At 62.9% G+C, this 25033-nt stretch carries 17 protein-coding genes and 3 rRNA genes; 3 read left to right on the top strand and 17 right to left on the bottom strand.

Annotated elements, in window-relative coordinates:
* Window positions 1-87 precede the first annotated feature (87 nt).
* The 3 genes from xerD to M1E17_RS08255 are packed head-to-tail and all read right to left on the bottom strand — an operon-like array spanning window position 88 to window position 3576.
* Window positions 88-1101: a site-specific tyrosine recombinase XerD gene (gene xerD / locus M1E17_RS08265; RefSeq protein ID WP_457966691.1), complete on the bottom strand. Its 1014-nt coding sequence runs from the start codon at window positions 1099-1101 to the stop codon at window positions 88-90.
* Window positions 1101-1763 (bottom strand): NUDIX domain-containing protein, encoded by a 663-nt coding sequence (locus tag M1E17_RS08260; protein WP_457966690.1) that lies wholly within the window; start codon window positions 1761-1763, stop codon window positions 1101-1103. The genes xerD and M1E17_RS08260 overlap by 1 nt, the downstream gene beginning before the upstream one ends.
* 28 nt (window positions 1764-1791) lie before the next feature.
* Window positions 1792-3576, bottom strand: coding sequence for a CTP synthase (locus M1E17_RS08255; RefSeq protein ID WP_457966689.1), 1785 nt, complete (start codon window positions 3574-3576; stop codon window positions 1792-1794).
* A 78-nt stretch (window positions 3577-3654) separates the two neighbouring features.
* Here M1E17_RS08255 and M1E17_RS08250 point away from each other — a divergent pair, with 78 nt between their 5' ends.
* Window positions 3655-4185 (top strand): DUF2867 domain-containing protein, encoded by a 531-nt coding sequence (locus M1E17_RS08250; RefSeq protein ID WP_457966688.1) that lies wholly within the window; start codon window positions 3655-3657, stop codon window positions 4183-4185.
* A 31-nt stretch (window positions 4186-4216) separates the two neighbouring features.
* Here the strand turns inward: M1E17_RS08250 and recN are convergent, their stop codons facing one another.
* The 13 genes from recN to M1E17_RS08185 all read right to left on the bottom strand — a co-directional run bounded on the left by recN (window position 4217) and on the right by M1E17_RS08185 (window position 22009).
* Complete coding sequence (gene recN / locus M1E17_RS08245; protein WP_457966687.1) at window positions 4217-5956, bottom strand: DNA repair protein RecN; 1740 nt, start codon at window positions 5954-5956, stop codon at window positions 4217-4219.
* A gap of 3 nt (window positions 5957-5959) precedes the next feature.
* A complete protein-coding gene (locus M1E17_RS08240; protein ID WP_457966686.1) occupies window positions 5960-6985 on the bottom strand; it encodes an NAD kinase in 1026 nt (341 codons plus the stop codon).
* 14 nt (window positions 6986-6999) lie between these two features.
* Window positions 7000-7812 carry a TlyA family RNA methyltransferase gene (locus M1E17_RS08235; RefSeq protein ID WP_457966685.1) on the bottom strand — a complete coding sequence of 271 codons (813 nt, stop codon included), beginning with the start codon at window positions 7810-7812 and terminating at the stop codon, window positions 7000-7002.
* Window positions 7813-7814: 2 nt separating this feature from the next.
* A complete protein-coding gene (locus M1E17_RS08230) occupies window positions 7815-8039 on the bottom strand; it encodes a hypothetical protein (RefSeq protein WP_457966684.1) in 225 nt (74 codons plus the stop codon).
* Between the two features lie 9 nt (window positions 8040-8048).
* Window positions 8049-9038, bottom strand: a complete 990-nt coding sequence (locus M1E17_RS08225; RefSeq protein WP_457966683.1) for an HAD-IIA family hydrolase — start codon at window positions 9036-9038, stop codon at window positions 8049-8051.
* A 5-nt stretch (window positions 9039-9043) separates the two neighbouring features.
* Window positions 9044-11152, bottom strand: coding sequence for a hypothetical protein (locus tag M1E17_RS08220; protein ID WP_457966682.1), 2109 nt, complete (start codon window positions 11150-11152; stop codon window positions 9044-9046).
* Window positions 11153-11499: 347 nt separating this feature from the next.
* Window positions 11500-11616, bottom strand: a 5S ribosomal RNA gene (rrf, locus tag M1E17_RS08215).
* A 219-nt stretch (window positions 11617-11835) separates the two neighbouring features.
* A 23S ribosomal RNA gene (locus M1E17_RS08210) occupies window positions 11836-14960 on the bottom strand.
* Window positions 14961-15500: 540 nt separating this feature from the next.
* Window positions 15501-17024: ribosomal RNA gene (locus tag M1E17_RS08205) — 16S ribosomal RNA — on the bottom strand.
* Together the 16S, 23S and 5S rRNA genes form the textbook arrangement of a ribosomal RNA operon.
* 267 nt (window positions 17025-17291) lie before the next feature.
* On the bottom strand, window positions 17292-17462 hold the full coding sequence (locus M1E17_RS08200; protein ID WP_267278527.1) for a hypothetical protein: 171 nt from the start codon (window positions 17460-17462) through the stop codon (window positions 17292-17294).
* Between the two features lie 60 nt (window positions 17463-17522).
* Entirely contained in the window at window positions 17523-18836 is a 1314-nt protein-coding gene (tyrS, locus tag M1E17_RS08195; RefSeq protein ID WP_457966681.1) for a tyrosine--tRNA ligase, read from the bottom strand.
* A gap of 120 nt (window positions 18837-18956) precedes the next feature.
* Window positions 18957-21185, bottom strand: a complete 2229-nt coding sequence (locus tag M1E17_RS08190; RefSeq protein WP_457966680.1) for a HelD family protein — start codon at window positions 21183-21185, stop codon at window positions 18957-18959.
* Between the two features lie 179 nt (window positions 21186-21364).
* Entirely contained in the window at window positions 21365-22009 is a 645-nt protein-coding gene (locus M1E17_RS08185; protein ID WP_457966679.1) for a DNA-3-methyladenine glycosylase, read from the bottom strand.
* A 127-nt stretch (window positions 22010-22136) separates the two neighbouring features.
* Here M1E17_RS08185 and M1E17_RS08180 point away from each other — a divergent pair, with 127 nt between their 5' ends.
* Window positions 22137-23633 carry a DNA-3-methyladenine glycosylase 2 family protein gene (locus M1E17_RS08180; RefSeq protein WP_457966678.1) on the top strand — a complete coding sequence of 499 codons (1497 nt, stop codon included), beginning with the start codon at window positions 22137-22139 and terminating at the stop codon, window positions 23631-23633.
* A complete protein-coding gene (locus M1E17_RS08175) occupies window positions 23630-24124 on the top strand; it encodes a methylated-DNA--[protein]-cysteine S-methyltransferase (RefSeq protein WP_457966677.1) in 495 nt (164 codons plus the stop codon). The genes M1E17_RS08180 and M1E17_RS08175 overlap by 4 nt, the downstream gene beginning before the upstream one ends.
* Before the next feature lie 30 nt (window positions 24125-24154).
* On the opposite strand, the gene M1E17_RS08170 is transcribed toward M1E17_RS08175, so the two are convergent.
* Window positions 24155-24958 carry a maleylpyruvate isomerase family mycothiol-dependent enzyme gene (locus M1E17_RS08170; protein ID WP_457966676.1) on the bottom strand — a complete coding sequence of 268 codons (804 nt, stop codon included), beginning with the start codon at window positions 24956-24958 and terminating at the stop codon, window positions 24155-24157.
* Window positions 24959-25033 lie beyond the last annotated feature (75 nt).

Below are 25033 nucleotides of genomic sequence, written 5' to 3'. Positions count from 1 at the left end.
AACCACTAAGTGTCCCGAGGTGCAGTGTTTATTACACCCCTGCGGAAAAACTTTCGCGGGACCCAGGGGTGCTGCAAAATCCTGTGGTCACCCCAAAGCGCGGGGGTGCGCTGCCGCATAGATTTCGCGGAGCGTATCGGCGGTGACCAGGGTGTAGACCTGCGTGGTGGTCACTGAAGCGTGGCCCAGCAGTTCCTGGACAACCCTGACATCCGCGCCGCCTTCCAGGAGGTGGGTGGCAAACGAGTGGCGGAGAGTGTGCGGCGAGACAGCCTTGGTGATGTTGGCTTTGTCCGCGGCTGCCTTGAGGATGGTCCAGGCGCTCTGGCGGCTGATCCTTCCACCCCGGGCGTTCAGGAACAGCGCCGGTGTGCCTTTGCCTTTTGCTGCCAGCAGCGGACGGCCTCGTACCAGGTAGGCGTCCAGGGCTCGCGCGCCGTAGGATCCCAGCGGCACCAGCCGTTCCTTCGAGCCCTTGCCAAAGAGCCGGACGATCGCGGGGCCGGCCTCTGCCTCCTGGAGTGAGATGTCGTCCACATCAAGGCCAACTGCCTCGCTGATCCTTGCCCCGGTGGAGTACAGGAATTCCAGCAGGGCACGGTCCCGGAGGCCGGTGGCGGTGTCCGTGCCGGCTGCTTCAAGGATCCGGGTGACCTCATCCACGCTGATCGCCTTGGGCAGCCTCTTGCCGGGCATGGGCGGATGGACATCACTCGCGGGGTCCGTGGTGGTCAGTCCTTCCAGGGCCCAGAACTTATGCAGGCCGCGAACCGCCACTACTGTCCTGGCGGCGGACCTGACGCCCAGGGCAGTCCCGCCGTCGGAACCGTCAGAGAGGGCCTGGACATACCCCGTGACATGATGCCGGGTGACCTGGTCCGGGCTCTGGCAGCCCGCCCCCGCCAGGTAGCGGGAGTACCGGGTGAGGTCCCGGCGGTAGGCGGAAAGGGTGTTGGACGCCAGTCCCCGTTCGACGCTCATATGCTGCAGGTACTCCGTGATGGCACGGTCGATGGCGGTCTGCGGATTGGACGGTGCAGGCGCCTTATCAGCTACCGGGGAGACTGGTGCGGCGGCGTCCGCCGCGATGCTTTGCGGCATCAACGCTGGCTGGGGTGGGCAGGCCAGGGTGAATCAGCGGGGCGGAGCCGGGCAAAGCCGGCAGCACGCGCTGCCGCTGCTGCAAGGATGCCCACGACGGCGGACGGGTTATGGAGCTGCCCTGCCAGGACTGCGGCCACGGCGTCGTCGAGGGCGATCCAGTGGAACTCAATTTCCGCTTCCTCGTCCATCCGCTCGTGGCGCTCATGGTGAGGCACCTCGATAAGGTCGCGGGCAAGGTAGATCCTGATGGCTTCACTGGAGGAACCGGGCGAATTGAAGAAATCAGCAAGGACGTTCCAGGTTCCGGCCGCGAGGTCCGCTTCTTCCGCAAGCTCCCGGGCGGCCCCCACCACGAAGTCCTCCCCCTCGACGTCCAGCAGGCCGGCCGGAATTTCCCAGAGATCCATCCCGACAGGATGCCGGTACTGCTTCAGCAGCAGGATCTCGCCCGCTTCGTTCATCGGCAGTACCGCCACGGCGCCGGGATGCTCGATGTAGTCCCGGGTCAGAGCCTCACCGCTCTCGCTCAGCTGGAAGCTGTCGCTGACCACGTCCCAGATCCGGCCTTCGTAGACCTTCTCGGTAGACAGAAGACGGCGCGGGCTCGGTGCATCCGAAACCTGCCGTGCAGCATGGGTGGTTTCAGACTTACCGGGCATCGCGCCGTCCTCCTGCTATGCGAAAAAACTACTGTGCAGCAACCGTACGTGACGGTTTGGCCGGAGGCGCGTCAATGCCTGCCCCGGTGGCCTGCGTGGCGGCCGTGAGGTCCGGGCCCTCCTGGTGGGCAAGCGCCGCCTTGACCAGGCCGGAGAAGAGCGGATGCGGCCTGGTGGGGCGCGAGCTCAGCTCAGGATGGGCCTGGGTTGCCACATAGTACGGGTGTACCTCGCGGGGCAGCTCTACGTATTCAACGAGCTTGCCATCGGGAGACGTCCCCGAGAAGACCAGACCCTCCGCGGCGATCTGGTCGCGGTACTTGTTGTTGACCTCGTAGCGGTGGCGGTGCCGCTCGCTGACGGTGGTCTTTCCGTAGGTCTCCGCGATCACGGAACCGGCGTCGAGTTTGGCCTCGTACAGCCCCAGGCGCATGGTGCCGCCCAGGTCACCCTTGCCCTCGACGATGTCCAGCTGCTCCTCCATGGTGGCAATCACGGGGTACTTGGAGTCGGGTTCGAATTCGCTGGAGGATGCGCCGTCCAGGCCCACCACGTTCCGGGCATATTCGATCACCATGCACTGCAGGCCGAGGCAGAGGCCCAGGACCGGCAGCTTGGTTTCGCGTGCGAATTTCAGGGCACCGAGTTTGCCTTCAAGTCCACGGATGCCGAAGCCGCCGGGCACGCAGATGGCGTCCACACCGCCCAGGGAGGCGATGGCACCTTCGTGCGTTTCGCACTCGTCCGACGGGACCCAACGGATCTTGACTTTGGTGTCGTTGGCAAAACCGCCGGCACGGAGGGCTTCCGTCACCGAGAGGTAGGCGTCCGGGAGGTCGATGTACTTGCCCACCAGCGCTATTTCCACGTGGTGTTTCGGATTGTGCACGGCCTCGAGCAGCTTGTCCCAGCTGGTCCAGTCGACGTCCTTGAACGGCAGGTCCAGGGCCCGGACGATGTAGGAATCCAGGCCCTGGGAGTGCAGGGTCTTGGGGATGTCGTAGATGCTGGGCGCGTCCGCAGCGTTCACCACGGCGTCGATGTCAACATCGCACATGCGGCCGATCTTTTCGCGCATGGCGTCGGGCACTTCACGGTCCGAACGGATCACGATTGCTTCAGGCTGGATGCCGATGGAACGCAGGGCCGCCACGGAGTGCTGCGTGGGCTTGGTCTTGAGCTCCTGGGAGGGTCCGATGTAGGGAACCAGAGAGACATGGAGGAAAAAGACGTTGCCGCGGCCCACGTCCTGGCGGACCTGGCGGGCTGATTCGAGGAACGGCTGGGACTCGATGTCTCCCACCGTGCCGCCGATCTCGGTGATGATGACGTCCGGGGCATTCTTGCCCTCCGCGGGCAGCCGCATCCGGCGCTTGATTTCATCGGTGATGTGCGGGATGACCTGAACGGTGTCGCCCAGGTATTCGCCGCGGCGTTCCTTGGCGATGACGGTGGAATAGATTTGACCGGTAGTTACGTTGGCCGAGCCCTCGAGGTTTTCGTCAAGGAAACGTTCGTAGTGTCCGATGTCCAGGTCTGTCTCGGCGCCGTCGTCCGTGACGAAGACTTCGCCGTGCTGGAAGGGGTTCATCGTGCCCGGATCCACGTTCAGGTAGGGATCCAGCTTCTGCATAGTTACAGACAAACCGCGTGCCCGCAGGAGGTGACCGAGGCTCGAGGCCGTCAGTCCCTTACCGAGCGAGGACGCCACACCACCGGTTACGAAGATGTGTTTGGTCGTCTTGGACGAGCCCGGGAACCGGGAATTTACACGGGAATTTGATCGCTGCACCACGGAATTCGAGCCTATCATCAAATGCGCCTTCCACGGGTCGGGAACTGTTTCCCCAAATGATCAAGTGTGCCGGGCGGAAGGCCCTACGATCAAGGGGTGACCAACCTCCCTGACCCGAAAAACGCGCCGGCGCCTGAGCCAGGCCGCAACGGCGTCGAAATGAATCCGGTCTTCCGCTCGATGGCGTTCAGCTCCATCCCTGCACCGGACTACGCGGATGTGATTGTTCTCCCAGTCCCTGTTGGACAACGGGAATGCCCGTCCGATCCCCGAACGTGGGCGGAAACACTGTTCTCGTTGAAATCCATGCCCGCATGGGTGACAGCCCTCCTGGGCGTGCGGCAGGCCGTCGTCGGGCTGGTGGGTATCAACAGGGCCCCCGCCGGCGTCTTTGCCGTCTCGAAGGTTCAAGGCGAGGAGGCCCTGATCAGCGCGGATGACACGCACCTGGACTTCCGCTGCGGGGTGGCCTACGACGCCGGCGCGCGCCTTCTGCGGGTGACAACGGCCGTGCACCTGAAAGGCTGGCGGGGCCGCCTGTACTTTCTGCCGGTGCGGCTGCTCCATCCGCTGGTGGTGCACGCGATGATGGCGCGGGCCATCCGCCGCCTTACATCTGGTCCCTGACCGGACCTGCCCCCACGGCAGTCAGAGGCAGCTAGGCGCGCTGTGGAAGCAGTTTTGCGTCGTCGAGAAGTTCCTGCGCGTGCGCCTGGGCCGATTCGGAGTCCTCCTGGCCAGCCAGCATCCGGGCGAGCTCGCGGACCCGTTCCGGGCCGTCCAGGAGTTTGACGTCACTGGAGGTGAAACCGGAGGCCGTGCCGCCGTCGGCTCCCCGGACGGACGTTTTGGTGACGGTGATGTGCTGGTCGGCGAAGGCTGCCACCTGCGGCAGGTGGGTGACCACCAGGACCTGCACGTGCTGTGCCAGCATGGCCAGCCGGCGGCCGATTTCGACGGCGGCCCGTCCGCCGACACCGGCGTCCACCTCGTCGAACACGAAGGTGGGGACGGGGTCCACGGCCGCCAGGACCACTTCAATGGCAAGCATCACGCGGGAAAGTTCACCGCCGGAGGCACCCTTGCCGAGCGGCCTTGCGGGGGCTCCGGCGTGTGGCTGGAGCAGGAACGAAATCTCATCAACGCCGTGCGGCCCCAGCTGACCGGTGGCTTCCAAGGTGATCACCAGGGTGGCATCGGCCATGGCCAGCGCTTTCAGCTCTGAACTGACGCGGGCGGAGAGTTCCTTTGCCGCCCTGGCCCGGATTTTGCTGATGGCTGCAGCCTGCTTCCGCAGGTCCGCCTCAGTCCGGACAACGTCGGCGTCGAGAGATTCGATCCGCGTGGAGTCGTCCTGCAGCTCATCAAACCGGACCCGCGCGTTTTCCGCCCAGACCAGCACTTCGTCGATGCTGGGCGCGTATTTGCGGACCAGCTTGGCCAAGGCCGCCCGGCGGTCCTCGATCTCGGCGAGCCGCTCGGGCCCCTCCGAATCCAGGCCGGCCTGATAGCTGGCCAGCTCCGTGGCGATGTCGTTGAGCAGGAAGCCGACTTCCGCCAGCCGGGCAGCGGCCGCGCCCAGTTCACCGTCGTGCTCAGCCACGTGCTCCAGGGTGCGTTTCGCGGCGTCCACCATGGTGGTGGCGTCGCCGGCATCGCCAAAGTCCTCGGCGATCAGGGCCTGGTGGGCCGTGCTTGCAGCGATCCTCAGCTCTTCCACGTTCGCCAGCTTCACGGCCTCTGCCTTGAGTGACTCGTCCTCCCCCGGCTGCGGGTCCACCTCGTCAATTTCGACCAGCGCGATCTCCAGGGATTCGGCTTCACGGAGCCTGTCGCGGGCGGCGCTGCGCAACGTGTCCAGCTCCGCCTGGATGGACTTCCAGTGGCTGTACAGGCTTTGGTAGGTGCCCAGCTCCGCGGCGAGGCCCGGGCCGGCAAACTTGTCCAGGGCGCCCCGTTGGGCGGCTGCGCCCTTCAGCCGGATCTGGTCCGACTGGCCATGGACCACCACAAGGGTTTCGCCTATCTCCGCCAGGACGCCCACCGGGGCGGCGCGTCCGCCAAGGAATGCCCGGCTCCGGCCGTCCGAGCCCAGGCGCCGGGCGAGGAGAAGTTCAGCACCGCCGTCGAACTCCTCGACGTCGGCGCCGGCGTCGACCGCACGCGCAACGGCCGGATGGCCGGATTCCAGCCTGATGACTGCTTCGGCGGTGGCACTTTTCGCCCCGCTCCGGACCGCACCGGCGTCGGACCGTGCCCCCAGCAGGAGTCCGACGGCGGTGACCACCATTGTTTTTCCGGCACCTGTCTCGCCGGTCACTACGCTCAGACCGGGGCCCAGCGGCAGCGTGGCGTCGGTGATGACGCCCAGATCGCGGATTCTCAGTTCTTCAAGCATGATTCACTTTGCGGTTGACGGATCGGTTTCTTCATCAGGGCGCTCCCCATGGGAAACCTGGAGCGGTGCCATGGGGCGGGGCGTCCTGATGATGGGAATGGGCCCGGTGTGGATGGCTTCAGCCCGTGGAACGGGACCCCGCCAGCCGTGGATGGGAAGCTCGAACTTCCGGACCAGCCTTGCGGAGAAGGGCGTGCGGTGGGTCCGGGCCAAACGGACCGGGGTGGCCGATTTTGTCACTTCCACGCGTGCTCCGGGAGGCAGGTCCACGGAACGGCGGCCGTCGCACCACAGAACCCCCTGCGCGTCGGTGCGGTTGAGGACCTCGACCGCCAGCCTGGACCGCGGCGACACCACCAGCGGTTTGGCGAACAGGGCGTGCGCACTGATGGGAACGATGACCAAGGCTTCGACCTCCGGCCAGACCACCGGGCCGCCGGCTGAGAACGCATAGGCCGTGGAGCCGGTGGGGGTGGCCATGACCACGCCGTCACAGCCAAAGGAAGTCAGCGGGCGCTCGTCCACCTCCGTGACCACCTCCAGCATGCGTTCGCGGTTTCCCTTTTCGATCGCGGCTTCGTTCAGGGCCCACGTGTGCCAAATCTTTTGACCCCTGACCCAGACCTGCACATCGATGGTCATGCGTTCTTCCACCGTGTAATCCCGGCGCGCGATCCATTCAACGGTCTGTGCGAGGTCCGCACGCTCGCTTTCGGCCAGGAATCCGACGTGGCCCAGGTTAACGCCCAGGAGGGGCACATCCACTTCCCGCACCAGTTCGGCGGCACGCAGGATGGTGCCGTCACCACCGAGGACCATGACCAGCTCGACATCAGGCAGTTGCACATGGTCGTGCAGGATTTCCACCGGTTGGCTCAGGTGCCCGAAAAAGCGTTCCATGTCGCCGTGCTCGGACTCCTGCATCACTGGCACAATTCCCGAGGCGTGCAGCTGGGCGCAGGCTTCCCAGGCGGCCTTCAGTGATTCCTCGCGGCCAGTGTGGGCAAGGACAAGTACTCGCCTGCTCATCGGGATTCCGCTTTCTAGTGGTTCGGCCAAAGACGTCCAAGCAAAGCAGCAATGGCTGCGTCGCGCTCTTCGATCTTAGGCAAGTCTTGGCCGATCCTGCGTCTTATCCACAGGAAGTACTCGACGTTTCCGTCCTGACCCGGCAAGGGACTGGCCGCCAAGCCGCATAAATCGAGTCCGGCGTCGAGCGCGGCGATGGCGACTTTCTCCACCGCCATCCGGCGTTCACGTTCAGAATTCACTACCCCGGTGCGGGCCAGGCGGTCCTTGCCGATCTCGAACTGGGGCTTGACCATCAGTACCAGGTCTCCGCCCGGCTCGGTGCACAGGGCCAGCGGGAGAACCACCAGGGTCAACGAAATGAAGGAGAGGTCAGCGACGGTCAGTGCGGCGGGCCCACCGATATCCGCCGGAGACATGTAGCGGACGTTGAGTCCCTCGTGGACTGCTACCCGGGGGTCGCTTCTGAGCTGCGGCACCAACTGCCCGTGCCCGACGTCGACGGCCACTACATGGGCTGCACCGCGCCTAAGCAGGACCTCCGTGAAACCGCCGGTGGAGGCGCCGGCGTCAAGGCACCTCTTGCCTGCAACAGTGATCGCGGGGAACGCATCCAGTGCCCCGGCAAGTTTGTGCCCGGCCCTGCTCACATAGGTGTCCTCTTCGCTGTGCTCCACCGCCAGGTCCTTGTCCTCGGAGACCTGCACTGATGCCTTGGACAACACCTGCCCGGCGGAACTGACTTTTCCTTCAGCGATCAAAGCGGCGGCGTGCGTGCGTGACCTTGCCAGGCCCCGGGCCACCAGTGCCTGGTCGAGCCGTGCCATGGTCACTGTCCACCATTCGCTGACGGGGCATCCTCGTTCAGGGATTCCAGCAGGGCATCATGGAGTTCAGCGTAGACAGCGTCATGATCGGCCACCGGCTGGTCCCTGAGGCTGTCCAGCGGAGCCACGATGGCTTCGACGGAAGGATCCCCAATGTCCCCCGGCGTGGTTTCGGGCCATTCCGGAGTGGGCTGGGCTGCCTGGTGCTCTTCGTTCAGCTCAGTCATGGCACCAGTCTAGTGACCCAGCCACTCAAGCCTGGGCGCGTATGCCTCTGCTGTCTCCGGCACGGCGGCCCACCAGGCGGCGCAGGCGGCCCGCCAGGAGTCCAGGTCATCCTCGTTACCCTCAACCCTCACGGTGCCGTCGAGGGCCACCGCGCTGGAGGCGCCGCAGCGGTAGACCCCATCGGCGTTTTCGATCGCCGGATAAGGCTGGTGCAGGTCCGAAAGCGAGTTGATCAGGTAGTTGGGGCGTTCGGCAGTCCTGGCGGCCAGGATGGTCTCCCTGGTATCGACGCCGGTCAGGACGGCCACCGTGGCAAAGCCGGCGTTGTTCCCGCCCAGGATGTCGGTGTCCAGCCGGTCGCCCACCACCAGCGGGCGGTCAGAGGCAAGCCGCTTCGCGGCGGTGTGGAACAGCGGAGCCTCCGGTTTTCCGGCGACTCTTGGCTTCTGTCCGGTTGCAGCGGCTACCGCGGCTACCAGCGTGCCGTTTCCGGGAGCTATGCCGCGTGCCTGCGGGATGGACATGTCAGTGTTGGTCGCCACCCAGAGGGCGCCGGCGGCAACCACGTAGGCGGCCTCGGCGAGGTCCTTCCAGCCGATCGCGGGGTTGAAGCCCTGGACCACCGCCACCGGGTCCTCATCCTGGCTCCAGACAGGGGTCAGGCCCACGAGTTCAATTTCCTGGGCAAGCGCCGGGCTTCCCGTGATCAGGACGCGGGAAGCGGGGGCAAGCACCGAGGCAAGCAATTCCGCGGCGGCCTGCGAGGAACTGACCACCTGCTCGTCTTCGGCAGGCGCGCCCAGCTCCCTGAGATGGGCGGCAACCTGGGCAGGCGTACGCGAGGCGTTGTTGGTGACATAGCCCAGGCCCACGCCCAGTCCGGCCAGCTGCTGAAGCGAATCAACAGCTCCCGGAACCGCGTGCGGACCGGCGTAGACTACCCCGTCCAGGTCGGCCAGCAAGGCGTCGAACCGGGAAATCAGAGAAGCGGCAGCCATCCGGACTAGTGTTCCCGGCTCTCGGTGTCACCTGCAGCCTCGTCGTCGGCCTGTCCGGCGTCAATGGATTCAGCTTCGTCAGATCCCGATCCCTCGAATGCAGGTTCATCCGACTTGGGTTCACCTGATTCGAGTTCGTCTGATTCGAGTTCATCGGACTCGAGTTCATCGGACTCGAGTTCATCGGACTCGAATTCGTCTGGTTCAAGGGAATCCTCATCCGATTCCGCGTCATCCGACTCGAAGAAGTCTGATTCGGCGTCATCAACCGATGAGTCCACGCCGGTTGTTTCGGGAGCGGAAGCGGGCCCCACTGCCTCGGACAGGGTGGCGGCTGCGGTTGACGTGGCGGCTGCGGTTGATGTGCTGGATTCGGTTGATCTGCTGGATTCGGTTGATCTGCTGGATTCGGTTGATCTGCTGGATTCGCTTGAAGTGCGTTCCATCAGGCGACGGCGGTCCGCATCCTCGCGGGCTTCTTCTTCCTCGTCCCAGCCCAGGTCCAGGATGTCCGGCTCTTCCTCTGCGCCCAGGCCCAAGGCGTTTTCGGCCACAACGGCCTGCTTCTCCCATTTGGCCGCCTCGGCCTCGCGGCCTACTGCGGACAGAGCATTGGCGTAGGCACGGAACAGGCGGGGGCTGTACGAGAAAGCGCGGTTGATATCAAGCTGCGGGATCTCCAGCTCAGCAACGGCGGCATCCAGCTGGCCAAGATCGGTGCGTGCTCCGGCAGCCACGATGGCCAGCTCAGCCTTACCCGGAGCGTCCAGGTCCTTGGCTTCCTCGGATCGGACCACGTCGAGGGCACGGTCCGGGCGGCCCAGGCCGCGTTCACAGTCTGCCATCACCGGCAAGTGGACGTTTGAGCCGCTGATGCGGCGGTAGGTCCTGAATTCCCTCAACGCTTCACCGTAGTGTCCTGCGGCATAGGCCGTGAGGCCAACAGCCTCGCGGACGGCGGCAAGCCTGCCGCCACGACGGCTCGCGGCCAGGGCGTGCTGGAAAGCAAGCTCCGGCTCGTCGTCGATCAGCCGGCCGGCCATCACCAGGTGACGGGCCACCCACTCCGCGCTCTTGTCTTCGAGGGTCTTAATCTGATGCTGGGTGGCGCGGTCAAGCTCCTTGCCCGTGACGTCCTCGTCGATCTCCGGAGAGCGTTCGCGGTCCGGCCGGTTGGCGCTGCGGAGGTCGCGCGCGTTGGGCACACGTGCCGGACGGTCTTCCGGACGGTCGCGTCCAAACTGGCGCGGGCCTGAATCGCTGCGGTCGAAAGTGCGCGGTGCCCTGTCCTGGCGGTCACCAAAGGGCTTCCGGTTTTCGCCCCCCGAATAGCTGCGGCGTTCGCCATCACCTTCGCGGCGCGGACGGTCACCGTACGGCTTGTTGTCACGGTCACCGTAGGGCTTCCGCTCGCCGTAGGGCTTGCGTTCGCCGCCGGCGCCTCCGCCGTAGGGCTTACGGTCGCCGGCGCCGAAGCTGCGGCGTTCGCCATCGCCCTCGCGGCGCGGACGGTCACCATAAGGCTTGTTGTCACGGTCACCGTAGGGCTTACGCTCGCCGCCACCGCTGAAGGGCTTACGCTCGCCGCCACCGAAGCTGCGGCGTTCGCCATCGCCCTCGCGGCGCGGACGGTCACCATAAGGCTTGTTGTCACGGTCACCGTACGGCTTCCGCTCGCCGTAAGGCTTGCGTTCGCCACCGGCGCCACCGCCGTAAGGCTTACGCTCGCCGGCGCCGAAGCTGCGGCGTTCACCATCACCTTCACGGCGCGGACGGTCACCATAAGGCTTGTTGTCACGGTCACCGTACGGCTTCCGCTCGCCGCCACCACTGAAGGGCTTACGCTCTCCGCCACCGAAGCTGCTGCGTTCACCATCGCCCTCACGTCGCGGACGGTCACCATAAGGCTTGTTGTCACGGTCACCGTACGGCTTCCGGTCGCCGCCACCGCTGAACGGCTTACGCTCTCCGGAACCGGCACCGCGCCGTGGACCATCTGTGCTTTCGCGGTTTTCCCTGGAACGGAATCCCCGCGGTTCTCCGCCGGAGTTGTTCGTGCCGCGGAAGGGACCGCGGTCATTTCCGCCGCGGTTGCCGCCATTGTGCTCAGCCATGTGGGATTCCTCCTGTTATGAGCCGACCACTGGCGCAATCGCAGCCGCTCTTTTCCGTATTTCGTTGTCCTACGCAACCCGAAAATAAAGCGCTTCCAGGTCCGTACATCTGAATCAATTCTAGGCGAGGCGCCCAACCCCCCAGGACAGAGATGACGATATGCCTGCCGTCGTGGGAATCTTCACACTCGGCAGGACGATCCTCGTCTGCTGCTGTTTCCCAGCCGCACGGCGGCCCCGGTGGGCTGCCGGCCCCGTTCGCGACCCGGTTCACGCGGATATCCGGTTTCGTGTGTTAAATGGGTCAGGCCCCGACATGTGTGTGTCGGGGCCTGAGCCTAATGATTGTCCGGCGGTGTCCTACTCTCCCACACCCTCCCGGGTGCAGTACCATCGGCGCTGTGGGTCTTAGCTTCCGGGTTCGGAATGGGACCGGGCGTTTCCCCCACGCTATGACCGCCGTAACCCTTGTACCCGTCCCCCTGTGTGGGGGTGGGAAGTCTGGTTACAACATGCTCTGCCGGTTAAGGCAGTTGTGGTGTTGTTATTTAGTTTTGTTCCTCAAGCAACGTAACCGGTTTGGTTTGTTGTTTGGGAACCACATAGTGGACGCAAGCAGTCTTGTTATCTTTTTACCGATGCTTGGTGTGAACGTCTTTTGAATGCCGTTCACGCATTGGTGTGTGGTGTAAGTTATCGGCCTATTAGTACCGGTCAGCTTCACGAGTCGTTAGTCCTCGCTTCCACATCCGGCCTATCAACCCAGTGGTCTGGCTGGGGGCCTCTCACACACAAGGTGTATGGAAATCTCATCTCGAAGCGAGCTTCCCGCTTAGATGCTTTCAGCGGTTATCCCATCCGAACGTAGCTAATCAGCGGTGCACTTGGCAGTACAACTGACACACCAGAGGTTCGTCCGTCCCGGTCCTCTCGTACTAAGGACAGCCCTTCTCAAATTTCCTGCGCGCGCAGCGGATAGGGACCGAACTGTCTCACGACGTTCTAAACCCAGCTCGCGTACCGCTTTAATGGGCGAACAGCCCAACCCTTGGGACCTACTCCAGCCCCAGGATGCGACGAGCCGACATCGAGGTGCCAAACCATGCCGTCGATATGGACTCTTGGGCAAGATCAGCCTGTTATCCCCGAGGTACCTTTTATCCGTTGAGCGACGGCCATTCCACAATGTACCGCCGGATCACTAGTCCCGACTTTCGTCCCTGCTCGAGATGTCTCTCTCACAGTCAAGCTCCCTTGTGCACTTACACTCGACACCTGATTGCCAACCAGGCTGAGGGAACCTTTGGGCGCCTCCGTTACTTTTTAGGAGGCAACCGCCCCAGTTAAACTACCCATCAGGCACTGTCCCTGACCCGGATTACGGGCCGAAGTTAGATGTCCAAAGTGACCAGAGTGGTATTTCAACGATGACTCCACCCGAACTGGCGTCCGGGCTTCAACGTCTCCCACCTATCCTACACAAGCCACTCCGAACACCAATACCAAACTATAGTAAAGGTCTCGGGGTCTTTCCGTCCTGCTGCGCGTAACGAGCATCTTTACTCGTACTGCAATTTCGCCGAGTTTATGGTTGAGACAGCGGGGAAGTCGTTACTCCATTCGTGCAGGTCGGAACTTACCCGACAAGGAATTTCGCTACCTTAGGATGGTTATAGTTACCACCGCCGTTTACTGGGGCTTGAATTCTCAGCTTCGCCGTGAGGCTAACCGGTCCTCTTAACCTTCCAGCACCGGGCAGGAGTCAGTCCGTATACATCGTCTTGCGACTTCGCACGGACCTGTGTTTTTAGTAAACAGTCGCTTCCCCCTGGTCTCTGCGGCCCCGATCCCCTCCGGACAGCATGTGTCCATCAAGGTTGGGGCCCCCCTTCTCCCGAAGTTACGGGGGCATTTTGCCGAGTTCCTTAACCATAATTCTCTCGATCGCCTTAGTATTCTCTACCTGATCACCTGTGTCGGTTTGGGGTACGGGCGGCTAAAACCTCGCGTCGATGCTTTTCTCGGCAGCATAGGATCACCAAATCCCCCCGTGAGGGGGTCCCATCAGATCTCAGGCATCATGAACAGCGGATTTGCCTACCGTTCGCCCTACATCCTTAGACCGGGACAACCATCGCCCGGCTTGGCTACCTTCCTGCGTCACACCTGTTAATACGCTTACCTCCCAGGATCAGGTCCCGCGCTCCACCAAAACCCTCACACCACAAGGGTGATCGGGCAGGTCTCGGGCAGTTAGTATCCCCTGTTCAGCATGGACGGTTTTTCGCCGGTACGGGAATATCAACCCGTTGTCCATCGACTACGCCTGTCGGCCTCGCCTTAGGTCCCGACTTACCCAGGGCAGATTAGCTTGACCCTGGAACCCTTGATCATTCGGCGGACGGGTTTCTCACCCGTCTTTCGCTACTCATGCCTGCATTCTCACTCGTGTAGGCTCCACCGCTGGTTTACACCGCGACTTCACTGCCCACACGACGCTCCCCTACCCATCCAGACGCCTGAACCACAAGGGCTTAGCTAATATCTGAATGCCACAACTTCGGCGGTGTACTTGAGCCCCGCTACATTGTCGGCGCGGAATCACTTGACCAGTGAGCTATTACGCACTCTTTTAAGGATGGCTGCTTCTAAGCCAACCTCCTGGTTGTCTTCGCAACTCCACATCCTTTCCCACTTAGCACACGCTTAGGGGCCTTAGTTGGTGGTCTGGGCTGTTTCCCTCTCGACTATGAAGCTTATCCCCCACAGTCTCACTGCTGCGCTCTCACTTACCGGCATTCGGAGTTTGGCTGACGTCAGTAACCTTGTAGGGCCCATTAGCCATCCAGTAGCTCTACCTCCGGTAAGAAACACGCAACGCTGCACCTAAATGCATTTCGGGGAGAACCAGCTATCACGAAGTTTGATTGGCCTTTCACCCCTACCCACAGCTCATCCCCTCCATTTTCAACTGAAGTGGGTTCGGTCCTCCACGACGTCTTACCGTCGCTTCAACCTGGCCATGGGTAGATCACTTCGCTTCGGGTCTAGATCACGCCACTGCAACGCCCTATTCAGACTCGCTTTCGCTACGGCTTCCCCACACGGGTTAACCTCGCGACGTAACACTAACTCGCAGGCTCATTCTTCAAAAGGCACGCCGTCACAGCTACAAGGCTGCTCCGACGGATTGTAAGCACACGGTTTCAGGTACTGTTTCACTCCCCTCCCGGGGTACTTTTCACCTTTCCCTCACGGTACTGGTCCGCTATCGGTCATTAGGGAGTATTTAGGCTTATCAGGTGGTCCTGACAGATTCGCACGGGATTTCTCGGGCCCCGTGCTACTTGGGATACTCTCCAGGCGGTACAAAACATTTCGGTTACGGGGCTCCCACCCTCTCTGGCCGGCCTTTCAAGACCGTTCACCTATGCCTGCACATCACACCCCACTGTCCCGGCAGAGACAGAACGGAAAGTCCCACAACCCCGACCATGCAACGCCCGCCGGCTATCACACATGGAACGGTTTAGCCTGATCCGCTTTCGCTCGCCACTACTCACGGAATCACTATTGTTTTCTCTTCCTGCGGGTACTGAGATGTTTCACTTCCCCGCGTTCCCTCCACGCACCCTATGTGTTCAGATGCGGGTCACCAGATCACTCGCGCGTCTGGCGGGGTTTCCCCATTCGGACACCCTGGGATCACAGTCCGGTTATCGACTCCCCCAGGCTTATCGCAGATTCCTACGTCCTTCTTCGGCTCCTAATGCCAAGGCATCCACCGTGTGCTCTTAAAAACTTGACCACAAAAGATCAATCAGTAATTTACGAGAGAACCATGAAAACCAACCACACCCCAACACCCCAAAGGGCATCAACAGCGCAGCCAGATCCAGGTTCATATTCTTGGAAATTGCTTCTTATAAAAGATGCTCGCGTCCACTATGTAGTTCTCAAACAACAACCCCAAACCACACACCCCACACACACCCCCAAAAGGGCAACCGTGCGATCGGTGCAGCCAGGAAACCAGAAACAAACAAACCCGGAAAAAACACACCACAGCCAAAACCATGATCTTTTCCCCGGCCCTGTTGCCTCAGGACCCAACAGTGTGCCAAACACTACCCAGCAACCCGATCCATCCGCGTTCCAGGACACCCGCTCTCCCCAAAGGAAAAACAAAGCATCCGTACTAGCAAACGGTCCGTGCCACCAGGCACCTATTTGTTGATATTCCACCCATGAGCACCCGCCGCAGAACTTGCGTCTGCGCAACGGGCATATACTCCTGACAAACCCCCACCACGCATACACGCGGCAATGGTTTGTAGGTGCTCCTTAGAAAGGAGGTGATCCAGCCGCACCTTCCGGTACGGCTACCTTGTTACGACTTAGTCCCAATCGCCAGTCCCACCTTCGACAGCTCCCTCCCACAAGGGGTTAGGCCACCGGCTTCGGGTGTTACCAACTTTCGTGACTTGACGGGCGGTGTGTACAAGGCCCGGGAACGTATTCACCGCAGCGTTGCTGATCTGCGATTACTAGCGACTCCGACTTCATGGGGTCGAGTTGCAGACCCCAATCCGAACTGAGACCGGCTTTTTGGGATTAGCTCCACCTCACAGTATCGCAACCCTTTGTACCGGCCATTGTAGCATGCGTGAAGCCCAAGACATAAGGGGCATGATGATTTGACGTCGTCCCCACCTTCCTCCGAGTTGACCCCGGCAGTCTCCTATGAGTCCCCGCCATCACGCGCTGGCAACATAGAACGAGGGTTGCGCTCGTTGCGGGACTTAACCCAACATCTCACGACACGAGCTGACGACAACCATGCACCACCTGTGAACCGGCCCCAAAGGGGAAACCACATTTCTGCGGCGATCCGGTCCATGTCAAGCCTTGGTAAGGTTCTTCGCGTTGCATCGAATTAATCCGCATGCTCCGCCGCTTGTGCGGGCCCCCGTCAATTCCTTTGAGTTTTAGCCTTGCGGCCGTACTCCCCAGGCGGGGCACTTAATGCGTTAGCTACGGCGCGGAAAACGTGGAATGTCCCCCACACCTAGTGCCCAACGTTTACGGCATGGACTACCAGGGTATCTAATCCTGTTCGCTCCCCATGCTTTCGCTCCTCAGCGTCAGTTAATGCCCAGAGACCTGCCTTCGCCATCGGTGTTCCTCCTGATATCTGCGCATTTCACCGCTACACCAGGAATTCCAGTCTCCCCTACATCACTCTAGTCTGCCCGTACCCACCGCAGATCCGGAGTTGAGCCCCGGACTTTCACGGCAGACGCGACAAACCGCCTACGAGCTCTTTACGCCCAATAATTCCGGATAACGCTTGCGCCCTACGTATTACCGCGGCTGCTGGCACGTAGTTAGCCGGCGCTTCTTCTGCAGGTACCGTCACTTTCGCTTCTTCCCTACTGAAAGAGGTTTACAACCCGAAGGCCGTCATCCCTCACGCGGCGTCGCTGCATCAGGCTTTCGCCCATTGTGCAATATTCCCCACTGCTGCCTCCCGTAGGAGTCTGGGCCGTGTCTCAGTCCCAGTGTGGCCGGTCACCCTCTCAGGCCGGCTACCCGTCGTCGCCTTGGTGAGCCATTACCTCACCAACAAGCTGATAGGCCGCGAGTCCATCCAAAACCACAAAAAGCTTTCCACCCCCCACCATGCGATGAGGAGTCATATCCGGTATTAGACCCAGTTTCCCAGGCTTATCCCAGAGTTAAGGGCAGGTTACTCACGTGTTACTCACCCGTTCGCCACTAATCCACCCACAAGTGGGCTTCATCGTTCGACTTGCATGTGTTAAGCACGCCGCCAGCGTTCATCCTGAGCCAGGATCAAACTCTCCGTTGAAGTAAAACAAAAACAGACACAACCACCAACCCCGGGAAAACGGGATAAAACGGCTGCACAAAATTTGAAACCAGCTGTAAAAACCAAACCAACCACGGGGTGGTCAGTCCGGCAAATTCAACCAATTCATATAAAATAAACCGGTATCAACAAACTTGGCACACTATTGAGTTCTCAAACAACAGACACATTCGAATATTCCCGAATCAATTCATATTCAATGAATTGTTATTTCGTATTTCTTCGCTGCGATGTTTCTAGCTTATTTCATTCATATTCACTTTGCAAATCCGGGTTATTTTCCCGATGTTCACTTTGTGGAATGAATCCGCCCATCAGAAAGTGAAGCTTTTCATCATTTCCGTGCTGTGCACATGAAGAATTGCTTCTCTTGTGAAGGGGGTTGTCACCACTCAGCGGCGGCGACTCAGAAGACATTACACGCTCCCCCGCGGCCGTGCAAATCGGCTGCGGAGGAGCGTGCAAGCAGGGAAAAAACTAGGGAACCAGGACTTCCACGGTTGCCAGGTTCTTCTTCCCCCGGCGCAGCAACAGGTACTGGCCATGAAGCAGTTCCGATTCGGAAATCACAGCTTCCGGATCGGAGACTTTCTCGTTGTTCACATATGCTCCGCCTTCCCCCACTGTGCGGCGGGCTGCGGACTTGCTCTCGGAAAGGCCTGAGGCAACCAGCAGATCCACGATGCCCATGCCGTCCACCTGGATCCTGGCGGAAGGAAGCTCAGAGGTGGCCGCTTCGAGGGTCTGCCTGTCCAGCGCAGTAAGGTCCCCGTTTCCGAAGAGAGCGGCGGAAGCGGCAATAACCTTCTCGGTCGCCTCCACGCCGTGGACCAGCGAAGTCACCTCAAACGCCAGTTTCCGCTGGCCTTCGCGAGCGAACGGGCGCTCCGCAACTGCCGCACCGAGGGCTTCGATCTCGGCCCTGCTCAGGAACGTGAAGACTTTAAGCCTGTCCACAACGTCGGCGTCGGCAGTATTCAGCCAGAACTGGTAGAAGGCGTAAGGGCTGCACATGCCGGCGTCGAGCCAGATCGCGTTGCCTTCGCTCTTGCCGAACTTGGTGCCATCGGAATTGGTGATCAGCGGCGTGCCCAGGGCATGGACGGTCTTGCCCTCCACCTTGCGGATCAGCTCCGTGCCGCTGGTGAGGTTGCCCCACTGGTCCGAGCCACCCGTCTGCAGGACGCAGCCGTAGTCACGGAAAAGCTGGAGGTAATCCATACCCTGCAGGATCTGGTAGCTGAACTCCGTGTAGCTGATGCCTTCCTCGGAGTTGAGCCTGGAGGCGACGGCATCCTTGCGGAGCATGGTCCCCACCCGGTAGTGCTTGCCGATCTCGCGCAGGAAATCAATGGCACTCAGCGGCGCTGTCCAGTCAAGGTTGTTGACCATTCGGGCAGAATTGGCCCCTTCAAAGCTCAGGAAGCGGCGGACCTGTGCCTGCAGGTAGCCCACCCACTCGGTCACGGTGTCCTTGGTGTTGAGCGTGCGCTCGGCCGTGGGCCGCGGATCACCAATCAGGCCGGTGGAACCGCCCACCAGGCCAAGCGGCTTGTGGCCGGCAAGCTGCAGCCGCCGCATCAGCAGCAGCTGAACAAGGTTCCCCAGGTGCAGGCTTGGTGCAGTGGGGTCGAAGCCGCAGTAATAGGTGACCGGCTCGCCGGCGAGGAGCTTTTCCAGTTCCGCTTCATCAGTGGAGACATGGACCAGGCCGCGCCATTTGAGCTCCTGCCAAACATTGGCGAAGGAGGGGTCGTTCTGCTGGGATTCGAGATCGTTGAGTTCTGACACGCCTTCTAAGTTAGCAGGATTGCAGGCCGCCGGCGCCGAATCCACAGCACCGTTCACCGGCAGCAAATGGCCGGAACGGCACAGACCGGCGGCGCCGGCAAAACAAGCCCGTTTGTCAGCTCAGCGTTCGATGCCCGCCGGAACGGTCCCTGCCGCGATCAGTCTGAGCCGCTGCGTGGGACGCGTCATGGCGACGTAGAGGTCCCCGACCCGGCCATGCTCGTGGTTAAGCATCATGGCCGGTTCCAGCACCACTACTCCATCGAACTCCAGCCCCTTGGCCTCGCGGGGGCTGATGACAACAATGTCCTGTTCGTAGCTTCCGGCACCGTTGCCAATGCGCCTGCCGTAGATGGCGCGCAGGGCTGCTGTGGCTTCCGGCAGCAAGTGGCCGTCGGCGATAACGGCCAGCAGGCCGCCGTCGAGCGCTTCCAGTTCCTCTGGCAGGACCTCAACGAGCCGGCTGACGACTTTGCCTGTCTCCACGCGGTCAATGATTGGCGACCAGCGCCCCTCCCGGACTGCCTTGGGTGCCGAGACCACAAGCCCGGCGGCATTGGCCATCCGCGCTGCGGCTTCTGCGATCTGCGAGGGCGTGCGGTAGTTGACCGTCAGCTCTTCGAGTTGCCAGCGGTCCCCGAACATGGGACCAAGTGCGGCCTGCCACGAGTTGGCGCCCGCCACGGAACTGGTCTGGGCGATGTCGCCAACAATGGTGAAGGACTTCACCGGGCACCGGCGGACCAACAGGCGCCATTGCATGGGGGAAAGCTCCTGGGCCTCGTCCACCACAATGTGCCCGAACGCCCAGGTCCTGTCACTGGTGGCACGCTCGGCAGCCGTCAGCCTGCCTTCGCGTTCCTGGTTCTGGTCCACCAGTTCCTCGGCGGACACCAGGACGTCCACGCCTGCGGTTTCCATGTTGACCAGGGTCTGCTTGGCGTTGGCGAGGTCGCGGGCGCGGTCGTGCTCCTGCTGGGCCAGCCCCCTGCCCGCGGCCGGATCAAGCTCGCCGAGCAGCTCTGCAGCCTCGTCAAGCAGAGGGACATCGGCCTCCGTCCACGGGGCACCCGCGGGACGAAGCAGCAGGGCCCGCTCGGCCGGGCTGAGGTGCGGGGTGCAGGCCTCCAGCACGGCGGGCTTGCTCAGGAGCTCGTTGATCAGCTTCTCCGGAGTCATGGGCATCCAGCAAAGGTTCAGTGCGATCCGCACATCCCGGGCGGTGCGGACGTCTTCAGCCAGATAGGAGCGGTCGGCGTTGTTGCCGATGCTTCCGGCCTCCACGAGTTCCGTCATCTGTTCGGTCAGTTCCCGGAGCAGGATCTTCACAAAGGTGAGGCGTGCCTCGTTGTGTGGCTTACCAGTGGAACGGGCACGCTCGCGGGCGCGGCGGACCTGCCGCGGCGTCAGCAGCAGCTTGCGGCCGTCAACTTCCAGGACGCGGTTCTCTGCCGGAATCCGCTGCCGGTTGGCCACTGCGTTGGCCACGACGTCTGCCATGTCCAGCCTGCCCTTGATGGCGGCGACGTCCGCTTCAGGCTCCGCAACAGCGTTGATACCGGGCATCAGCCGCCCCACGCTTGCCATCACCACACCGGTTTCGCCCAAGGAAGGCAACACCCGTTCGATGTACTTCATGAACGACGACGACGGGCCCACCAACAGTACGCCGGCGGTCTTAAGCCGGTCCCGGTGGGTATAGAGCAGATAGGCGGCGCGATGCAGCGCAACCGCGGTCTTGCCGGTGCCTGGGCCGCCCTGCACCACAACGGCGCCGGAGATGGAGGACCGGATGATGCGGTCCTGCTCGGACTGGATGGTTCCGACAATGTCGGACATCCGGCCGGTCCGCTTGGAGTCCAGCGCGGCCAGCAGGGCGCCTTCGCCCTGCAGGGACGCATTGTCCGCCAACATGCCGGCGTCCAGCACATCATCCTCGATGGCCTTGACTTCCCGGCCCTGCAGGATCAGGTGGCGGCGGCGGCGGACCCCCTGCCGGTCGAATGCCGTTGCCTGGTAGAAATGGCCTGCTTCGGGCGCGCGCCAGTCCACCATCAGGCGCTGCAGATCCTCGGTGGTCAGGCCGATACGCCCGATGTACTGGGCTTCGCCGGAGTCCAGGTCAAGGCGGCCAAAGACGAGGCGGTCGTCCACGGCATCCAGCTGGGCCAGGCGGTCCTCATAGAGGGCAGCGAATGCGTCACGTTCGGAAACATTCTGCATGGTGCCCACGGCACCGGCACGCCGGACCTGCGCCAGTTGCTTGCGCTTTTCCTCGCGGAGCTCTTCAAGCCGCGCATACAGGCCGGCAACATAGTCCCGTTCGTGGGCCAAATCGGCGTCGAGCATTTAAACGTTCCCCTATCGCAAAAGACAGACCGTCCATTCTACAACCATTTCGGTTAAGGCATGTATGACGGCGGGACTGTTACTCCACTGTCATTTTCTTCACCACTGTCTTTTGCTTCACCGTCCCCGTCACGCACTTACTTCACCCTCCTGTGCCCTCCTGCTTCCGGCCACCAACGTCACCTTCTCGCTTTTGCTGCCTTGTACCGCGACACCGTGGGATCGCCCGTGATCCAGAACCGCCACGCATACCTGTCTGACCCGCCGGCGCCGGACACGCCCACCCGTGGGCCGGAACTGATCGCGGCTACAGGCTCTACGGGCAGCTCCAGGCGAAACGGAACGGCCAGGGCGTCACGGCCACTGTCTGCGGTGGTCAGCCCCAGCGCTTTGGCCAGCCTCGCCGGCCCGCTGGCCAGATCGGCTGTGGACTGGGACGTAGGCCGGCGCCGCTGGGCAAGCTGGTGCCCAGCCGTTACTTCTCCGGCCCGCAGCAGGACCGCGGACGCGACTCCCGCTGGGCCGCACACGATATTGGCGCAGTGATGCATCCCGTAGGTGAAATAGACGTAGAGGTGACCTGCCGGGCCGAACATCGGCGCATTTCTGGCGGTGGGGCCGCGGTACGTGTGTGAACCCGGGTCCGGGTGCAGCGAATCCTCCGGGCCCAGATAAGCCTCTATTTCCGTCAGCCGGACCGACACCGCGCCGTCCCGGGAATCATGGGTCAGGACTGCACCCAGGAGCAGGGGCGCAACATCACGTGCGTCGCCCGACAGGAGCTCCCGGAGCTTGTCTTCCTCCGCCCGTGGGTTGGTGCTCATGCTCCGACTCTATCCATGGCTGGCCGGCACCAGGCGGATTTTAGCGCCGTGGGGATGAGCGGCCGGCCCCCACGGCAGTGTCCGATTTCCGCTAGCAGAGGCCCTCCGGGGCTGGCAGGATGGAGGCATGGACTTCTGGCAGCGCTACCGTGCGATCGACGCGCGGGACCCCCGGTTCGACGGACAGTTTTACACCGCTGTCCGCACCACGGGCATCTACTGCCGCCCCTCCTGCCCGGCCAGGACCCCCAAAGCCGGCAACGTGACGTTCTACGAGACCTCCGCCGCCGCCCATGAAGCCGGTTACCGCGCCTGCAAGCGCTGCCTCCCCGAAGCCGTACCCGGCACACCCGCCTGGAACATACGGCAGGACCTTGCGGGCCGGGCCATGCGCCTGATCAATGACGGCGTCATTAACCGGGACGGTGTGGGAGGCCTGGCGGCGCGGCTGGGCTACTCCTCCCGGCAGCTCAACCGGATCCTCAGCCAGGAGCTGGGCGCCGGGCCGCTCTCCCTGGCCCGCGCCAGCCGCGCCCAGACGGCCCGGACGCTGCTGGTATCCACCTCCATGAAGCTTGCCGACATCGCCTTCGCGTCAGGCTTCAGCAGTGTCCGACAGTTCAACGACACCATGGTGGAAGTCTTCGCGATGACACCTACGGCCCTGCGCGCTACGGCGAGGCACCATGGGCCAGCCACCGCCACTACCGCCCTGACGTTGAGCCTGCCCTACCGCGAGCCGTTCGATCCGGGCGTCTTTTCGTTCCTGGCAGTCAGGGCCATTCCCGGCATCGAAGCCGGGACTGCCACGTCCTACTCCCGCACCTTGCGGCTCCCCCACGGTGATGCCCGCTTCAGCGTCGAGTACGACGCCGGCACCCCCGGACGGCCCCTGACCCTCACCATCGGCGCGGTGGACCTCCGTGATTTGGCAGCGCTACTGAGCCGCGTTCGCCGCCTGTTTGACCTCGACGCCGATCCCGTAGCGATCGACAACGCCCTTGCCGCGGATGCAAGGTTGGCCTCCGCCGTGACCGGCGCCCCCGGCATAAGGATGCCCGGCGCCCTTGATCCGCAGGAACTGCTCATCAGGGCCATGATGGGCCAGCAGATCACCGTGGCTGCGGCCCGCACGGCTTTGACCCAGCTGTCGGCTGCCGGGAGCCCCACGCTGCTGCCCGGCAACGGGCTGGACCGGCTGTTTCCCACCGCTGCCGAGATCGCCGACCACGGATACACGCTGCTGCGCGGCCCACAGCGCCGAATCGACTCCCTCCGCACGGCGGCAGCAGCCCTCGCCGCCGGAGAACTGGACTTTGGCTACGGCGACGACCTTCCCGGCCTGGCCGCGAAACTGCTGCCACTTGCCGGCGTCGGTCCCTGGACGGTGGGTTACGTGGCCATGCGCGTGCTTGGAGCGCCCGATGTTTTCCTGGCGAACGACGCAGCTGTACGCAATGGGATCCGGGCGCTTGCCCTGGAGTGCCCGACGGGCGCGGCCAGTCCCGATTTCCGCGAAGTCAGTCCCTGGCGGTCCTACGCCACCATGCACTTGTGGCGCGCGGCCACCACGCAAGGTTCCCACCGTTCTGAGAAATCAGCTCCAGAGAAAGCGATGCGATGAAAGCCCAGCTGTTAACGATGTCCACCCCGGATGGACCCTTCACCATCCTTGCCCGGGATGGAGCAGTGCTGGCCTCAGGCTGGACCGCGGAGCCCGGCGAGCTCACCGGCCAGATCCACCCAGCGCTTCGACCTGCCGGGGTGGAGACAGTAACGGAGCTGGGTCCTATCTCTCTGGCCGTGGAGGCGTTCTACCTTGGAGATCCCGGCCCTGCGATGAGCGTGGCCGTGCAGCAAAGGTCAGGCCCGTTCCGCAGCCATGCCTGGGATATGCTCCGGACAGTCCGGCCGGGCTTCCCGGTAACGTACACGGAGTACGCCGAGTTGTCCGGCAATCCGAAGGCCGTCAGGGCGGCCGCAAGTGCCTGCGCCTTCAACGCCGCGGCCCTTTTTGTGCCGTGCCACCGCGTGATCCGGACGGACGGCACCCTGGGCGGCTTCCGCTGGGGCCTGGCCATCAAGAGGAGTCTGCTGGACCGCGAGGCAGGCTGAGCGGTTTTCGCCGCAAGTCCCGGAACCCGGCTACTTGGCCGCAGGCACCCCGGAGGGCCAGGGCAGCAGAGTCGGCAGGTCCACGCCGTCGGCGGCCGCGGAGGCCCGCAGGCTGCCCAGGGATGGTTCGCGGCCGGCAAGCCAGGCTGCAATGTCGGTGATCATTCCACTGATGACAATGGAGCGGCCGCCGCTGCCAATGGTTACCGGCGGCAACCCCAGGGGCTGCAGCACCAGCTTGTCGCCAGGCGGAACCCGGGCTGCCAGGAAGCCGAACAGGTGCTCGCAAAAGAGCCGGCTCCAGGCTTCCGGACCGGGCCCTGTTCCCAGGTCCGAGGTGTGGATGACCAGTTCGCGCCACAGGGCCAGGCCGCCGTCCAGGACCACTCCCCCTCGGTAGGCGATGGGTGTCTGCCAGGTGACGCCTGATTCTCCCGTTCCGGATGCCGGCGTGTCACTGCCGGGGCCTGCTGCTCCGGGGGCTTCCGGGCCAGCCACGGAGTCAAAGGCCTTCAGCACCCGGTCAAGGGCTGCCTGCAGGTCTTTCCGGTGGGTGGCAGCATCATGGCCGGCTGCCGTGTTGATCGCGTTGTTCCGGCCATCCTGGCCGCCGTCGTACAGTTCAACGGTCTCGCCGCGGGCAGCGTATTCCAGTTGCCTGGCCATGGCATGGGAGATCCCGGTAATGTGCGCCAGCACATGGCCGCGCGTCCAGCCGGGAAGGGTGGACGGGGCCAGCACGTCCTCATCCGTGAGCTTCCCGGCGGCCGAGGCGGCGGCGTCGGCGGCTTTATGAAGTTCGGTGAGAAGGGTATCCGGTGCGGGAGCTGTCATGGCGCCATCCTAACGGAGGGTGCTTCCTCCATGCTGGATGGGCCAGGTCTTTGGCGGGCAAACGCGAGATGGCAC

This window comes from Arthrobacter sp. D1-29 (genome assembly GCF_054130585.1).
Note: the sequence above shows the minus strand (reverse complement) of the source record. Positions and strands in the feature narration are given on the sequence as shown.

Bases quoted from the DNA above. Each gene is read 5' to 3' on its own strand.
- xerD (WP_457966691.1), bottom strand. From the start codon at position 1,101: ATGCCGCAAAGCATCGCGGCGGACGCCGCCGCACCAGTCTCCCCGGTA.
- M1E17_RS08260 (WP_457966690.1), bottom strand. From the start codon at position 1,763: ATGCCCGGTAAGTCTGAAACCACCCATGCTGCACGGCAGGTTTCGGAT.
- M1E17_RS08255 (WP_457966689.1), bottom strand. From the start codon at position 3,576: ATGATAGGCTCGAATTCCGTGGTGCAGCGATCAAATTCCCGTGTAAAT.
- recN (WP_457966687.1), bottom strand. From the start codon at position 5,956: ATGCTTGAAGAACTGAGAATCCGCGATCTGGGCGTCATCACCGACGCC.
- M1E17_RS08240 (WP_457966686.1), bottom strand. From the start codon at position 6,985: ATGAGCAGGCGAGTACTTGTCCTTGCCCACACTGGCCGCGAGGAATCA.
- M1E17_RS08235 (WP_457966685.1), bottom strand. From the start codon at position 7,812: ATGGCACGGCTCGACCAGGCACTGGTGGCCCGGGGCCTGGCAAGGTCA.
- M1E17_RS08230 (WP_457966684.1), bottom strand. From the start codon at position 8,039: ATGACTGAGCTGAACGAAGAGCACCAGGCAGCCCAGCCCACTCCGGAA.
- M1E17_RS08225 (WP_457966683.1), bottom strand. From the start codon at position 9,038: ATGGCTGCCGCTTCTCTGATTTCCCGGTTCGACGCCTTGCTGGCCGAC.
- M1E17_RS08220 (WP_457966682.1), bottom strand. From the start codon at position 11,152: ATGGCTGAGCACAATGGCGGCAACCGCGGCGGAAATGACCGCGGTCCC.
- M1E17_RS08200 (WP_267278527.1), bottom strand. From the start codon at position 17,462: ATGTCTTCTGAGTCGCCGCCGCTGAGTGGTGACAACCCCCTTCACAAG.
- M1E17_RS08190 (WP_457966680.1), bottom strand. From the start codon at position 21,185: ATGCTCGACGCCGATTTGGCCCACGAACGGGACTATGTTGCCGGCCTG.
- M1E17_RS08185 (WP_457966679.1), bottom strand. From the start codon at position 22,009: ATGAGCACCAACCCACGGGCGGAGGAAGACAAGCTCCGGGAGCTCCTG.
- M1E17_RS08180 (WP_457966678.1), top strand. From the start codon at position 22,137: ATGGACTTCTGGCAGCGCTACCGTGCGATCGACGCGCGGGACCCCCGG.
- M1E17_RS08175 (WP_457966677.1), top strand. From the start codon at position 23,630: ATGAAAGCCCAGCTGTTAACGATGTCCACCCCGGATGGACCCTTCACC.
- M1E17_RS08170 (WP_457966676.1), bottom strand. From the start codon at position 24,958: ATGACAGCTCCCGCACCGGATACCCTTCTCACCGAACTTCATAAAGCC.